At 74.3% G+C, this 14,723-nt stretch carries 12 protein-coding genes; 3 read left to right on the plus strand and 9 right to left on the minus strand.

Translation table 11 applies throughout. From position 1 onward, the window contains the following. Nucleotides 1-164: 164 nt before the first annotated feature. From ACFWJB_RS08010 to ACFWJB_RS08030, 5 genes are all read right to left on the minus strand, one after another. Nucleotides 165-587 carry a DUF6003 family protein gene (locus ACFWJB_RS08010; protein ID WP_385466300.1) on the minus strand — a complete coding sequence of 141 codons (423 nt, stop codon included), beginning with the start codon at nt 585-587 and terminating at the stop codon, nt 165-167. Nucleotides 588-920: 333 nt separating this feature from the next. Continuing rightward, nucleotides 921-1,631: a helix-turn-helix domain-containing protein gene (locus ACFWJB_RS08015; protein ID WP_386920984.1), complete on the minus strand. Its 711-nt coding sequence runs from the start codon at nt 1,629-1,631 to the stop codon at nt 921-923. A 122-nt stretch (nt 1,632-1,753) separates the two neighbouring features. Next, a complete protein-coding gene (gene ppdK, locus ACFWJB_RS08020) occupies nt 1,754-4,441 on the minus strand; it encodes a pyruvate, phosphate dikinase (protein WP_386920986.1) in 2,688 nt (895 codons plus the stop codon). 218 nt (nt 4,442-4,659) lie between these two features. Continuing rightward, the gene (locus tag ACFWJB_RS08025) at nt 4,660-5,166 is read right to left on the minus strand and encodes a flavodoxin domain-containing protein (protein WP_386920988.1); all 507 of its coding nucleotides are present in this window, start codon (nt 5,164-5,166) and stop codon (nt 4,660-4,662) included. A 78-nt stretch (nt 5,167-5,244) separates the two neighbouring features. Further along, nucleotides 5,245-6,108, minus strand: coding sequence for a universal stress protein (locus tag ACFWJB_RS08030; protein WP_385466313.1), 864 nt, complete (start codon nt 6,106-6,108; stop codon nt 5,245-5,247). A 424-nt stretch (nt 6,109-6,532) separates the two neighbouring features. On the opposite strand from ACFWJB_RS08030, the gene ACFWJB_RS08035 reads away from it, so the two are divergent. Beyond that, nucleotides 6,533-6,994 carry a cyclic nucleotide-binding domain-containing protein gene (locus ACFWJB_RS08035; RefSeq protein ID WP_386920990.1) on the plus strand — a complete coding sequence of 154 codons (462 nt, stop codon included), beginning with the start codon at nt 6,533-6,535 and terminating at the stop codon, nt 6,992-6,994. Further along, the gene (locus ACFWJB_RS08040) at nt 6,994-7,659 is read left to right on the plus strand and encodes a CBS domain-containing protein (protein ID WP_385466319.1); all 666 of its coding nucleotides are present in this window, start codon (nt 6,994-6,996) and stop codon (nt 7,657-7,659) included. The genes ACFWJB_RS08035 and ACFWJB_RS08040 overlap by 1 nt, the downstream gene beginning before the upstream one ends. Nucleotides 7,660-7,741: 82 nt before the next feature. On the opposite strand, the gene ACFWJB_RS08045 is transcribed toward ACFWJB_RS08040, so the two are convergent. From ACFWJB_RS08045 to ACFWJB_RS08060, 4 genes are all read right to left on the minus strand, one after another. After that, nucleotides 7,742-8,614, minus strand: coding sequence for a universal stress protein (locus ACFWJB_RS08045; protein ID WP_386920992.1), 873 nt, complete (start codon nt 8,612-8,614; stop codon nt 7,742-7,744). A gap of 246 nt (nt 8,615-8,860) precedes the next feature. Further along, a complete protein-coding gene (locus tag ACFWJB_RS08050) occupies nt 8,861-11,191 on the minus strand; it encodes a heavy metal translocating P-type ATPase (protein ID WP_386920994.1) in 2,331 nt (776 codons plus the stop codon). A 168-nt stretch (nt 11,192-11,359) separates the two neighbouring features. After that, nucleotides 11,360-12,931 (minus strand): AAA family ATPase, encoded by a 1,572-nt coding sequence (locus ACFWJB_RS08055; RefSeq protein WP_385466328.1) that lies wholly within the window; start codon nt 12,929-12,931, stop codon nt 11,360-11,362. 281 nt (nt 12,932-13,212) lie between these two features. Next, nucleotides 13,213-14,043, minus strand: a complete 831-nt coding sequence (locus ACFWJB_RS08060; RefSeq protein WP_385466331.1) for an alpha/beta fold hydrolase — start codon at nt 14,041-14,043, stop codon at nt 13,213-13,215. Between the two features lie 118 nt (nt 14,044-14,161). On the opposite strand from ACFWJB_RS08060, the gene ACFWJB_RS08065 reads away from it, so the two are divergent. Then, nucleotides 14,162-14,722, plus strand: a complete 561-nt coding sequence (locus tag ACFWJB_RS08065) for a sigma-70 family RNA polymerase sigma factor (protein WP_386920996.1) — start codon at nt 14,162-14,164, stop codon at nt 14,720-14,722. Nucleotide 14,723 lies beyond the last annotated feature (1 nt).

A 14,723-nucleotide genomic window follows, 5' to 3' on the forward strand; every position in this document is an offset into this window, starting at 1 on the left:
AACGCCCGGGTCCGTGAGTCGGCTCCCGCAGGTCCAGCAGGGCACCGGTCAGACTCTCGTCCCGCCATCCTCCCACAGCAGTCAACCCCGGGCAGCACCGAAACGGACAATTCGCCACAACGTGCCATTCCATGGGCCGGGGAGTCGCCGGTGTCGCGGCGGCGTCAGTGGGCGACCGCCTTGACGGCGGCCAGGTCCTCGCCGGTCAGTTCCGCGATGCGGTGCGCCGGCACGCCTGCTGCCAGCGCCCGGGTGAGCAGCGCTTCGCGGCCGTCCGTCTGCGACCGGTAGGCCAGCAGTTCCTCCTCCAGCCGGGCGACGCTCTCCGGAGCGGCATGGTGGCGCAGAAGGCTCAGCTCCTCCTCACCGAGGGGAACGGGCAGCCGCTCGGCGCCCTCGGGGATGGACTGCGTCTCCTCCGGCGGCAGCAGCCGCAGAGCGGGGGACGTGGCGGTGACGCCCTGCGCGTCGAGCCAGGCGCGTACGGCGGGAGTCTGCATGCAGGCCAGCTCCCCCAGAGCCGTGGGCGGTGTCCCAAGGGCCTGGGCCGGGCCGTTCAGCAGGACGAGGTAGGCGTCGTCGGTCATTCTCGGTTCCTCACAGGGAGACGGGTCGGGTCCGCAGGCCTTCCCTATACCCACCGAGGGCGGTCTCACCGGCGCGTTCGTTCCGGAGTGTCACCGGTCGTGCGGGTGTTCGGCGGACCGTGTTCTACGCCTTCCGGACCGGCGGCCCTAGGGTCTGTCGTTTGGATCAGGCCGGCTGTGACGGACGGCGCGTCCCGGCCGGCCCGAGCGGGGTGTGGTGCGTGCAGCTGCAAGGCGGAGGAGGGCGCCAGGGCGGAGCCCTGGCAACCGACGACAACGCGGCAGATGTGCGTGCCACACCCCGCGACGCCGGCATGATCCAAACGACAGGCCCTAGCGCTCCTCCAGCGGCCGGATGACGCGGCCGCTCACCTTGTGCGGCAGGACGCGGATCCACAGGTCGCGCCGGCCCCCGGCCCACGGCGTCGACCTGTGACGCCGGGACAGGGCTTCGAGGGCGTCGGGATCGGCGGGGTGCTCCGCGGTGCCCGTCACCAGGACACTCCAGCCCAGGCCGGTCGCCTCGTCGACGTGGTCGGCCTCGAAGGCGACCTGCGTCCCGGCCCGGACCGCCGCCGCACCGGCCGGGTCCGTGCGGTAGACGACACTTCGTGCGTCCACCAGGAAGTTGACCGGCATGACCAGCGGGGCCCCGCCGGCCGTGTCGGTCGTGCGGGCGATGCGGCCGATGCCGTGCGTGCCCAGCCGCTGCCAGCACTCCTGCTCGGAAAGCCGCATCAGGACCGGGTGGGCTGTCGGCCCGCCCCGCCCGTGCGGTGCGTCGCGGCGGCCGGTCGTCAGCTCCTCGTACGGCATGTCCAGCACGGCGGCGAGCCTCCTCAGCGCGCCCGGGTCGAAGCCGGTCGCCAGCTCCTCGACCTGGCGCAGATACGCCGTCGACATCCCGGCCCGCACGGCCACCTCCTCGCGGGACATCCCCAGCTGTTCCCGCCGCAGCGCGATGCGGGTGGCGATGCTGTCGCCCCCGTCGCCCCGGGAGGAGGCGGCGGCCGCAGGTCCGGTCCGGTCCCGATCGCCCTGCACGACGGTTCACCCCACTTCGTCCGGCTTGTTCTCAGGGGAGCAGACGGTCCGCCGTTCCGCCAGCGCGGAGCCGTCGCCGATGTCACGGGCCGGTGCCGGTGCCCGCCCCGGTACCTCGCCGGTCACCGGGTGTCGCTCGAGTCCGCGGAATCCGGCAGAGCGGCCCGCCCGGCCTCCAGTCGGGCCGCCGGGATGCGGAAGGGCGAGCAGGAGACGTAGTCCAGGCCGGCGCGGTGGAAGAAGTGGATCGAGTCCGGGTCTCCCCCGTGCTCGCCACAGATCCCCGTCCCCAGGCCGGGGCGGGCCGCACGCCCCTCGGTCACGGCCAGTTCCACGAGCCGGCCGACGCCGTCCCGGTCGATCGTCTCGAACGGCGACACAGGGAAGACGCCCTTCTCCAGGTAGCGCGGGAAGAAGGACGCCTCGGCGTCGTCGCGGGACAGTCCCCAGGTGGTCTGCGTGAGGTCGTTGGTCCCGAAGGAGAAGAAGTCGGCCGCCTCGGCGATCCGCCCGGCGGTGAGGGCGGCGCGGGGCAGCTCGATCATCGTGCCGATCGGGCAGGTGAGCGGTGTCCCGGTCTCCGTGGCCACCTCGGCGAGCACCCGCTCGGTCTCGGTCCGCGCCAGGCGCAGTTCCTCGACGGCTCCGACGAGCGGGATCATGATCTCGGCGTACGGCCGTCCGCCGTCGCGCAGCCGGTCCACCACCGCCTCTGCGATCGCCCGCACCTGCATGGCCATCAGTCCCGGCACGGTCAGGGCGAGCCGCACCCCGCGCAGGCCCAGCATCGGGTTCTCTTCGTGCATGCGCTCGACGGCGTCGAGCAGGGCCCGGTCGCGTGGGTCCGGGTGCGCGGCACGGGCGAGGCGGACGGCGAGGTCGACGCGGTCCGGCAGGAACTCGTGGAGCGGCGGGTCGATCAGCCGGATGGTGACCGGCAGGCCGTCCATCGCCGCGAGGATGCCGGTGAAGTCGGCCCGCTGCAGGGGCAGCAGGGCGGCCAGGGCGGCGTCCTGCGCGGTGTCGTCGGGTGCAAGGATCATGCTTTCGACCAGTGCCCGGCGTTCGCCGAGGAACATGTGCTCGGTGCGGCACAGACCGATGCCCTGGGCGCCGAACGCCCGCGCCCGGGCGGCGTCCTCGGGGGTGTCGGCGTTGGCGCGCACCTGGAGGCGGCGCACTCCGTCGGCGTGGGTCAGCGTCGTCAGGACCGCTTCGGTGAGCGGGTCGGTCGCGATGCCGGAGTGCAGGGCACGGCCGACGTCCGAGGCCGTGAGCGGCAGGGCGCCGCGGTGCACCGTGCCGGCGGTGCCGTCGACGGAGACGGTGTCGCCCTCGTGGACGGTGACGCCGGAGGAGGTGGTGAAGAGCCGCGCCTCGGTGTCCACGGTGAGTTCCTCGGCACCGCAGACGCACACCTTGCCCATGCCGCGGGCCACGACGGCCGCGTGGCTGGTCTTGCCTCCCCGGCTGGTGAGCACCGCCTGCGCGGCGATCATTCCGGGCAGGTCGTCGGGGGTGGTCTCCCGGCGCACCAGCACCGTCCGGTCGCCCGCCGCGGCACGGCGTACCGCCTCCGCGGAGTCGAACACGGCCACGCCGACCGCCGCTCCCGGGGAGGCGGGCACACCGCGGGCGAGCGGGATGTCGGTGGGACCGGTGTCGAAGCGGGGGAACATCAACCGGGTCAGTGCGGTGCCGCCGACCCGGTGCAGGGCGTCGTCCGCGGTGATGGCGCCCTCCCGGCGCAGGTCGTGGGCGATGCGGAAGGCCGCCTCGGCGGTGCGCTTGCCGACCCTGGTCTGCAGGATCCACAGTTTCCCGCGCTCCACGGTGAACTCGATGTCGCAGAGGTCGCGGTAATGATCCTCGAGGGTGCGCATGTGATCACCGAGTTCGGTGTACACGCGGGGGGCGAGCCGCCCGAGCTCGGTGAGCGGCAGGGCGTCGCGGACGCCGGCGACGACGTCCTCGCCCTGCGCGTCGGGCAGGTAGTCGCCGTACACACCCCGTTCGCCGGTGGCGGGATCGCGGGTGAACGCCACGCCGGTACCGGAGTCGTGGCCCAGGTTGCCGAACACCATGGCCTGGACGGTGACGGCGGTGCCGAGATCGTCCGGGATGTGTTCGCGCCGACGGTAGATCCGGGCCCGCTCGACGTTCCAGGAGTCGAAGACGGCGCGGACCGCCCGGGCCAGCTGCTCGGCAGGGTCCTGCGGGAACTCCTGGCCGGTCCGCGCGCGGACGATGTCCTTGTACTCGTCGGTGAGCAGCATCAGTTCGCCGGCGTCGAGGTCCGGGTCGTCGGACACTCCCCTGCGTGCCTTGTGTGCCGCCAGGGCCCGGTCGAACAACTCGCCGTCCACGCCCATCACCGTGTGACCGAACATCTGCACGAGCCGCCGGTAGGAGTCCCAGGCGAACCGCTCGTCGCCGGACACCTTGGCGAGCCCGGTGACCGAGCGGTCGCCGAGGCCGATGTCGAGGATCGTCTCCATCATCCCGGGCATGCTGAACCGGGCGCCGGAACGAACGGACACCAGCAGGGGGTCGTCGGGGCTGCCCAGGGACCGTCCCATGGCCCTCTCCAGCTCGGCCAGGGCGTGCGCGGCCTGCACGCCCATGTCGGCAGGCTCCTGACCGGTGGCCAGATAGACGCGGCAGGCATCGGCGGTCACGGTGAAGCCGGGCGGCACGGGAAGTCCCAGGCGGGTCATCTCGGCCAGTCCGGCTCCCTTGCCGCCGAGCAGCGCGGCCATGTCCCGGCTGCCCTCGGCGAAGGTGTACACGTACTTCGTGGGAGTGGTCATGCGATCGGCCCTCGCTCGTCGGAGGCGACGCCCGTGCGGCAACGCGCATGGCGGGCCGCGGGATCGTCGGTGCGGCCCGGTTTCCAGTCTCGTGCGCCACGACGGCGCCTCACCATGGGCCGCCGGGCCCGCGCCAGGGACGTTCGGCCCTGTGTCCGGCGGGGCCGCGCCGACGGCGGGGGCGGGCCGCGGCGCGGAGGCCGTTCGCCGGGGGTGGGTCAGGTCTTCACCGGGGTCCCGATCTCCCGGGCGACCCGCGCCGCCCACCGCTCGATCGCGGGGAAGTCACGGAAGTCGCCTCCCTTCCCGTTCCGCAGGATCATCCGGGCGACGAACCCGTCGGCCCCCTCCTCCAGGCAGCCACCGAAGGTGACGTGCTCCTGAGCGTCGATCCACGCCATGACGCGCCGTACCCCCGGCACCGGGGGGATGTCCCGTTCCGAGGCCGACGGATCCAGCGGCCCGCTGCTGAACAGCCACACCGGACGCTCCGACAGCGCGCGCCGGTGCCGCCGGACGAATCGACGGGCGTCCTTGTGCCAGCGCCCCGCGTACAGGGCGCCGCCGATGACGACAGCGTCGTAGGGAGTCACGTCGTCGACCGATGCGGCGGGCGCGGTGTCCACGGTCGTGCCCTCCTTGCGGAGGACGGCGGCCACGGTCTCCGCGATCCGTGCGGTCGATCCGTTGGTCGTCCCGTAGGCGACCAGTACCTTCCTGTTCATTGCCGTCTCCGTCCCGTTTCTTCCGGGCCCCTGGCCGCGCCACCGGCGTGCGCGGTGGCCTGCGGTCCCGTCGGCGTGTCACATGTGCCGCACGACGGCCACGGGGCAGGTGGAGTGGTGCAGTACCGCCAGCGTCACCCGGCCGAGCTGGAGCCCGTACTGACCACGGTGGATCCGCGTTCCCACGACCAGCAGGTCGGCCTCGCGGGAGGCGGCCTCCAGGACGCTCCGGGCGTGCCCCTCCACCGTGTGCCGGTGGACCCGCACCTCGGGCGGGACACCCGTCAGCGCGGCGTCCAGGACCTCGGCCGCCTCCCGCTCGTGCGTCCCGGCCGGCTCTCCCGTCGTCGGCTCCGCCGTCTCGTGCGCGGGGCGCCGCCACGCGCGCACGGCGTCCAGCGGGACACCGCGCCGCAGCGCCTCCTCGGCGGCGAAGCGGACCACGGCCGCGTCGGCGGCGCCTTCGCCGACGCCCACGACGACCCGCCCCCGCACGGCGCGTCCGGCCTGGTTGTCGTGACTGCCGCGGAGTACGACCACCGGGCAGTCGGCATGCCCGGCGACGCCCAGGCTGACCGAGCCGAGCAGGAGTTCGGTGAGACCGCCGCGGCCGCGGGTGCCGACGACGAGCAGGGAGGCGTTGCGCCCCTCCCCCACCAGGGCGTGCTCCGCCTCCTCAGGCAGGATGCCGGTGGTCACCCCGAGATCCGGCCGGCGGCGTACGGCCCGCCGCGCGGCGGTGTCGACGATGTCCTGGGCACGCACCTCCTCCGGCGGCTTGGCCAGGTCCTCGGCGAGGTTTGTGCCCTCGTACCGCTCCCACAGCGACGCGTACACGATGCGCAGGGGCAGTCCGCGCAGCGTGGCCTCGTCGGCCGCCCACTCCGCGGCGCGAAGACTGGCCTCGGAACCGTCCACGCCCACGACGACAGGGAGTTTCACGGCACTCACCGCCCGGCGCCCGGGCCGACGGGGACGCGGGAGCCGCCCGGCCCGCGCGGCGTCCCGGCGACGGCGGGCAGCGGACGGAACGCGTGGCCGCCCACGGTGCGGACGTGCACGGGCTCCACCCGCGTGTCGCGCGTGGCCCTCCCGGCCACTGCGCGGCTCTCCGCGGGACCTTCCCGGCCTGCCACGAGAGTTCGGACCATGATCGATCCCTTCGCCGGACACCCTGTCTCCAGCGTCGCAGCACCCTGCCTCAGGTCTCCAGGGGCCGCAGGTCCCGGGTGGCGACCGACCGGCCCCGGGCGGACGGACGCGGCCGCCGGTCGGGCCGGGCCGGGGACCGACCGGCCCATGGGCCGGTCGGGTGACACTGTCCAGACTGGTGGTGGTACTCCCGTCACCCTTCCGGAGGCGTGCCATGAACGCTCCCCTCACCACGATGCCGCAGCGGGCCCTGCCCCCCGAACACCGGCAGCGGCTGCTCGAGGCGGCCCACGAGACGGCGTTCCCCCAGGACGCCCGCCTCTTCGAGGAGGGCGGTCGTGCCGACCGGTTCTGGATCATCCGGACCGGCACGGTCGACCTGGACCTGCGCGTCCCGGGCCGGCGGGCCGCTGTCGTGGAGTCACTCGGGCACCAGGAGCTCGTGGGCTGGTCGTGGCTGTACCCGCCGCACGTGTGGCACTTGGGCGCGGAGGCGGTGACGCCGGTACGCGCCTTCGAGTTCGACGCCGCGCGGGTGCGGGAGATGTGCCGTGAGGACACCGACCTCGGCATGAACGTCGCCGTGTGGGTCGGCGGTGTCGTCACCCGCCGGCTGCACGCGGCACGCACCCACCTGCTGGACCTGTACGCGCCCCACGGCAGCGGGAGCCTGTGATGATCCCGGCCGGTATCCCGCACGTCGTCGGTGACGTGATGACACGGGAGGTGGCCACCGTGGGCGGGGCGGCGGCGTTCAAGGACATCGTGCGGACTCTGCGCGACCGCAGGGTCAGCGCTCTGCCCGTGGTGGACAGCTCGGGCCGGGTCCTGGGGATCGTCTCGGAGGCCGACCTGCTGCCCAAGGAGGAGTTCCGCGACAGCGACCCCGACCGGGCCACCCAGCTGCGGCGGCTGGCCGACCTGGCCAAGGCCGGATCGGTGACGGCCGAGGAGGCGATGACGTCCCCCGCGCTCACCGTGCCCCCGGACGCCACTCTCGCCCTGGCGGCTCGGATCATGGCCCGGGGCCACGTCAAACGTCTGCCCGTCGTCGACGGCACGGGCCGGCTGGTGGGCATCGTCAGCCGCACCGACCTGCTGAAGGTGTTCCTCCGGGACGACGAGGACATCGCCGAGCAGGTACGGCGGGAGATCGTGGCCCACCTCTTCCCGCTTCCCGACTCCGCGGTGACCGTGCGGGTGGACGACGGGGTCGTACGGCTCGGGGGCCGGGTGCGGGACCGGGCGCTGGTGCCGGTGGCGGCCCGGCTGGCACGCGCCGTCGAGGGTGTGGTGGACGTGCGGTTCGAGTTGTCGGGAGCCGACGGCCCGAGCGGATGAGGGCACCGGCCCGACGCGTGTCCCCGCGGCCGCGCGCCCCGCGCTCCTTCGGCGACGGGGCGCGCACCGGCCGGGGCGCGGGTCACTCGACGTGCGGGACGACCGCGACCGGACAGTCGGCGTGGTGCAGCAGTGTGTGCGCCACCCGGCTCAACTGCAGCCCGAAGGGCTCACGGCGACGCCGGGCGCCGATGACGGCGAGATCCGCGGCCGCCGACCGGTGGAGCAGCACCGAGCGGGCGGGTCCTTCCAACGTGCTGCGGCGGACCTTCACCGCCGCGTGGGCGGCCTCCGCCTCGCGCAGTGCGGCGTCCAGCGCGGCCGCCGCCCTCTCCTCCTCCGTGTCCGTGGGGCCGGCCGTTCCGCCGGCGTCCTGTCCGGCCGGCCGCCGCCAGGCGCGGACGGCGTCGAGGGCACAGTCGCGTGCCTCGGCCTCGCGGAAGGCGAACCGGACGGCCTCGTCGCCGGCTTCCGCGTCACCCACGCCGAGGAGGATCCGCTGATGGGAGCCCGCCAGGCCGGCCTGGTCACCACGGACCACGACGACCGGGCAGGTGGCCCGCGCGGCCACCGCCAGACCCACCGATCCGAGGAGCAGGCCCTGGATCTCACCGCGGCCACGTGAACCGGTCACCACGGCGAACGCGTCGCGGCCCCGCTCCAGCAGGGCGTGCACGGGGTCTTCGGGGACCACCTCGGTGGTGATCTTCGCCTCCGGGCTGCGACGGCCGGCGCGTTCGGCGGCGACGGCGACGACGTTCTCGGCCATCACCTGTCCCGACGGCCGGGCGAGGCCGGAGGGGACGGCGCCTTCGTAGCGTTCCCAGAGGGAGCCGTACACCAGGTGCAGCCGCAGTCCGTGCCGGGCGGCGCAGTCCACCGCCCAGTCGAGAGCGGCGTAGCTCGCGGTGGACCCATCAACTCCTACGACCAGGGGGAACTCCACCGTCCCCACCACCTTTCGTCGGGCTGCGCGCAGAGCAGCACGGGGCTCCTTCCGTCAGGCTCCCACCGCGGCCGTGGCGCGGCTTGGGTGGTTCGGCCCCGATCCGGGCCGATGGGCCCTGTCCGTCCGCCCGCACAGCCCGGGGATGCCCCACCGGTCGTTCCGGCCGGCCGGGCCGCGGGTCCTCCGGGGCCGCGCCACGGCCGGAGGTACCGGCATCCACCGCGGCGCCGGGACCGGCCGCCGCGGGCCGCGTCACGGAGCCAGGGAGAAGTAGTTCTCCTCCTCCTGGGTGAAGTGCAGGCGCAGTACGGTGCTCAGTCCGTAGAGGCAGGAACGCAGGTCGTCCGTCTGCTCGCCGGCCAGGCCGCCGGTCGCGCGAGCCAGTTCCAGATGGGTGGCGATGCGGCGGGAGAGGCGTCCGATCTCGGCGTGGGCCCGGCTCATGGTGGCGGTCGCCTCGGGACCCCCCAGAGCCGGGGCGAGGGCCGGGTAGAGCTGGTGCTCCTCGGCGTACTCGTGCGGCAGCAGCCGTTCGGTGAGCAGTCGGTGCGCCTCCTCGACGGCCTTGAGGGCCGCCGGGCCCGGAGTGTCGGAGAGGCGGTCGGCGGCGTCGCGGACCGCCTGGAGCACGTCCTGGAGATCGTCGTGCTCCGCGGCGAAGCGGTGGATGAGCGCTTCGGTGGAGGGCGTCAGGGCCGGCCGCCCGGCCCGGCCGGGGCGCAGGGCCCGCAGGGCGTTGAGGATGACGGCGACGTCGATGGCCTCCTGCAGCAGCGCGCCGGTCGCGGGCGGGAGGAGACCGACGGCGGCCGCGGCCATGGCGGCCAACGACAGCAGCATGCCGCCGAGGGCGCTCTGCACGGCGATGCGGCGCGACCGCTGGGCGACGGCGACGGCGTCGGCGAGGCGGTCGACGCGGTCGGTGGTCAGGACGATGTCGGCGGCCTCGGAGGAGGCAGTGGAGCCTCGGGCACCCATGGCGACGCCGATGTCCGCGGCGGCCAGGGCCGGTGCGTCGTTGACGCCGTCTCCGACCATCACGGTGACGGCGCGTTCACGCTCGGCCCGCACGGCGGCGACCTTGTCGGCGGGGCCGAGTTCGGCGTGGACGCCATCGAGTCCGAGCACGGCCGCGACCTCCTGCGCGGGTTCCGCCCGGTCGCCCGTCAGCATCAGCAGACGCTCGATGCCGGCCGACCGGAGCCGGCGCAGGGCCTGGGGAGCGTCGCTGCGCACGGGGTCGCGCAGCAGTACGGCGCCGGCCAGGCGCCCGTCGACGGTGAGCCATGCGACGGCCGCTCCGTCGAGCAGGGCGCGGTTGTCGACCGCTTCGGCCCAGGCGGGCCGCGCCCGGGCGGTGCCGGTGCGGCCGATGAAGACGCGATGGCCGTCCACGGTGCCGCCTGCCCCGCGGCCGGGTTCCTCGGTGACGTCCGCCGGCACCGACAACTCCAGGTCGCGCGCCCGCGCGGCATCGACGATGGACCGGGCCAGTACGTGGGGGGAGTACTGGTCGAGCGAGGCCGCCGTCCGGAGGACTTCCGCCGCCGTGCGGCCGGGAGCGGCCGTGACGTCCAGGACGCCGGGACGGCCCCGGGTCAGGGTTCCCGTCTTGTCCAGCAGGAGGGTGCGGGCGCGGCCCAGGTTCTCCAGCGCGCCGCCGTCGCGGACGACCACGCCGAGGCGGGACGCGCGGGAGAGACCGGAGACGACGGCGACCGGTGCCGCCAGCAGCAGGGGGCAGGGGGTGGCGACCACGAGGACGGCGACCGCGCGCACCGCGGAGCCGCCGAGCAGCCACGCCAGTGCCGCCACGGCGAGGGTCAGGGGCAGGAACCAGGCGGCGTACCGGTCCGCCAGCCGCACGACCGGCGCGGCCTCCGCCCCGGCCTGCTGTGCCAGGCGCACGATGCCGGCGTAGGTGCTGTCCCGTTCGGTGGCGGTGGCGCGCAGTTCGAAGGCGCCGCCGGCGCTCACGGCGCCGCTGCGGACTCCCTCACCACGTCGCCGTACGACCTGAAGGGCCTCGCCCGTGAGCACCGACTCGTCGAGGACGGCCGCGGCGCTCTCGACGCGGCCGTCCACCGGGACCACCTCACCGGGTCCGACGACCAGCAGGTCTCCGACGGTGATCTCGCCCAGCGGCACCGTGGTCACTTGGCCTTCGGTGCGGCGGCGGGCCGAGCGCGGCGCGTGTGACAGGAGCGCACGCAGATCGTGCGACGCGCGCCGCTGGGCGGCTCCCTCCAGGGCGCGGCCGGTGGCCAGCATGAACGCGACCAGGGCCCCGGCCAGATACTCACCGACCGCCAGGGTGCCGCCGAGCGCCAGTACGGCGATCAGGTCGACGCCCGCGTGCCCGCGCCGCAGTGCGGCCACCACCCACACCACGGCGGGGACGGCGGCCGACACGGTGCCCAGCCCCCAGAAGAGGTCCGCGAGGCCCGCCGCGCCGGAGAGCCGGGCGATGCCGCCCGCGACGAGAGCCGCAGTCGTGACGGCGAGGAGACCGGCCTCGAGCCGCGGGACCGCGTGCGCCGCCGTCGAGCGGCGCAGTCGCGTCACGGGGAGGGAGAGGTTCATGGGCACCTCGGTCCGTACGGCGCGGCGGCGTCGAGCCGCTCCTTCCATCACAACGCGGCGCGCGGTCCCGGCGGCAGGGGACGACCGGCCCTCCGCCAGGGCCGGTCGGACAACAGCGTGGCGGCCGGCAGGGCGGCGGGTGCATGGTCCGGCGCGCCGGACGGTTCCTCAGTCCGGTTCCATGTAGGGACGGCGAAGGATCTTCGCCTGATCCGGTCCCCAGGGCCGGACGGCTGCCAACGCCTGTGCGACCGCGGACTCGAGTGAGCCGCTGGTGTCGACCGCGACCGCCTCGGGCCACGGCTGTTCCCTGGCCGCCATGTCGCCGGCCACGCCGAGGTCGGCATCGGACGCGCCGGGGGCGCGTGTGCTCAGGCGGGCCGCCGCCGTCTCCTCGGGAACGTGGCAGTGCAGGGCCACGAGGTCGGCGCTGGTGCGTTCGGCCGTCCGCAGTGCTCTCTCGCGCTGGGCCGAGTCGATCCACGTGGCGTCCAGCACCACGGACTCGCCCTGGAGCAGGAGGGCGCCTGCGCGGTCGAGCAGCTCGGCGTAGGTCCTGGCCGTCCACTCGGGCGAGTACAGGCCCTCGCCGTAGCCGGCGGCGGCGGGCTGCTCGGCGGGGAGCCCGGCCATTTCCTTGCGCAGGCGGTCGCTGCTGAGCAGTACGGCGCCGAGTCTGTCGGCCAGCGCGCCGGACAGCGTGGACTTTCCGCTGCCGGGCAGTCCGGCGACGAGCGTCAGCCGGACGACGGAGGTGCGCAGGTGGCGCAGCGCCATGGCGGCGAGCCGTTGTGCCACCGCCTGCGCGCCGGGCGCACCCTGCCGGGCCTGGATCAGGGAGACCTTGGCGCGGACGAAGGCGCGGTAGGCGACGTAGTGGTGCCACAGGGAGGGCGGCGCGGGGTCCCCGGAGTATTCGCCGTACTGGGCCAGGAAGAACGCCGCGGACTCGGGGGCGCCGAGTCGTTCGAGGTCCATGGCCAGGAACGCGGCGTCGTCGAGGCCGTCGACATGGCGGAGACGGTCGTCGAATTCGAGGCAGTCGAGGATCCGCGGTCCGTCGTCGAGGCAGAAGATGTCGTCGGCGAGCAGGTCCCCGTGCCCGTCGACCACGCGCCCCTGCCCGATGCGAGCGTCGAACAACGGCTTGCGGCCCGCCAGATAGCGGCGGACCAGCCGTTCGGTCTCCGCCGTGCCGTCCAGTGCCGGGCCCTCGTCGGCCAGGGCGGCGACCTGAGCGAAGCCGGCCTCCCAGCGCGAGGACAGGGCCTCCCGCGTGCCCTGTTCGGCGATGACGGGGTCGCGGGGCGCGGCGGCGTGCCATACGGCGAGTTGTCTGGCCACGGCCCGCAGGGCGCTGTCGACGGGAGCCCCGGTCCGCACCAGATGCGCGAGGCGCAGGCCGGCGGGCATGCGCCGCATCACGACGAGCGGCTCGGCCTCTTCCTCGCCCGGGGTGCGGAGCTCGCCCAGCCCCAGGTACACGTCCGGTGCGAACCGCCGGTTGAGCTCGATCTCGCGCTCGCAGGCCGCACGGCGGGACGCCGGCGTGGTGTAGTCCAGGAAGCCGAGGTCCACCGGCTTCTTGCGCTTGTACACGCGGTCTCCCGCGAAGAAGAGCATCGCGGTGTGCGTCTCACGGGCGTCCGCACGCTCCGGTACGTCACCGTCACGCCGGCCGGCGGAGACGGGCGGGTGCAGGGGGCGCACGGGGTCCTCGTGGCGCCCCGGCTCAGTCATGGGGCACCGCTCCCGCGGTCGCGTCGGCCGACCAGGACGGCATCACAGGCAGCCTCCGCTGTGCCGAGATGGTGCGTTCTCCCTTCGAGGAGTACCGCATGCGCGTGCGTGACGCATGCGGACGTCACCGACGGCGGGGAGTGCCCCGGCGCGGCCGTTCAGGGCTCGCGGGCGTCCGGTCGGACGGCAGGCACCCCCGCGCGGTGCGGCCGGACCGGTGATGCGGCTGGCCCGGCGGAGTCGCCGGCAGGCGCGCACCCGATCCGGCCGCGAAGGGAGGGTCAGCCGGTCAGGAACGCCTCGGTGGTCGTCACGAACCGGCCGGCGTCGTCGAGCCAGGGGTAGTGGCCCGCTCCCGGCTGGACCACGAGCGTGGCGTCGGGGAACAGTGCCGCGAACTCGGCCGTCGACCGGGGCGGGCTGTTCAGGTCGAACTCTCCGGCGAGCAGCAGCACGGGAGCCTCGTACCCGGCGAGCGCCGCACGCGTGGCCTCGGGGCTGAAGGCGCCCTCGGCCGCGAAGAGGGCGACGGCCTCCTCGTTCTCCGGCCGGCTGGACGCCTGGTGGGCCCGTGCCGCGGCGTCCCAGCGGCCCCAGAAGAAGGGGGCGAGGGCTTCCCAGTCGCTGCCCGTGCCCGCCGCGACGGCCTCCAGAGCGGCGAACGCCTCGGGGAACCACGGTTCGTCCGCACGAAGCCTCGCCAGCTCGCGCCGCGTCTCCCCGCTGATGGTGATGCCCACGGCCCGGGGACTGGGGCCGATCAGGGCGAGCTTGCCGACGTGGGCCGGGTACCGGGCCGCGTACTGCGTCGCGATGTTCGTGCCGGCGGAGTGGCCGAGCAGGTCCATCCGCGGGAGCGCGAGGTGTTCACGGAGCGCCTCGACGTCGTCGACCAGGCGGTCGCAGCGGTAGGACGAGGTGTCTTCGGGGATCGCGGAACGGCCGGTGCCGCGCAGATCCGGGACGATCAGCCGGCGGTGCGCGGACAGGCCGCCCAGGTCGCCGAGGTAGCGGGAGTCCATCGGACCTCCCGGGAGGCAGACCAGCGGGTCGCCGTCTCCGGTCACGCGGTAGGCGAGCCGGGTTCCGTCGGGTGCGGAGAAGGTGGGCATGCCGCGGATCCTGCCACCCATAACCGAGTTGTACAACCCGGTTATAGGCGGCGGCGCCACGGGGGTATATAACCGAGCTGTGACGCACGTGGAGGACACACCCGGAAACCTCGGGACGTTGACCGAGGAACAGGCCGAACGGATGCTCGCCGGCATGAACGAGGTCATTCGCGCGGGCGAGGAGATGCGCAGGCTGCGCGCCGAGATGATCGGGCTGCTCGCCGATCTCGGCTGGACACAGGAAAGGATCGCCCGGCTCACCGACATGAGTCAGCCCGCCGTCTCCAAGCAGGTGGCGAAGCACAGGACGGGCGACCCGGCGCCCCCGGCGAAGCTCTCGCTCGACCAGCAGGACGTGCCCTGGCTCGAAGGTCGCCTCTGGGGCCTCGCCGAGGAGATCTCGGAGAACCACGACACCGCCCGCTGCACGCGCTACGTCCACGCCCTCGCCCGGGGGAGGAAGCGGTTCACGCCTCAGAACGTCGACGAGCTGCGTCGTCTCGTCGAAGCGGACCTGATGCTGCACCGGGCGGAGATGCCCGGCGGCTACCGGGACGCCTACGACGCGATCAGTCGCGGTCTCGACGTCCCCGCGAACGTCACCGCCCCCGCGTCGGCCTCCGTGCGCCGTGCCCTCGCGCACCAGATCCAGCGCGACGCGCTCCGAGACGACTCCTGAC

Source organism: Streptomyces sp. NPDC127100 (genome assembly GCF_042724095.1).
GTDB lineage: Bacteria > Actinomycetota > Actinomycetes > Streptomycetales > Streptomycetaceae > Streptomyces.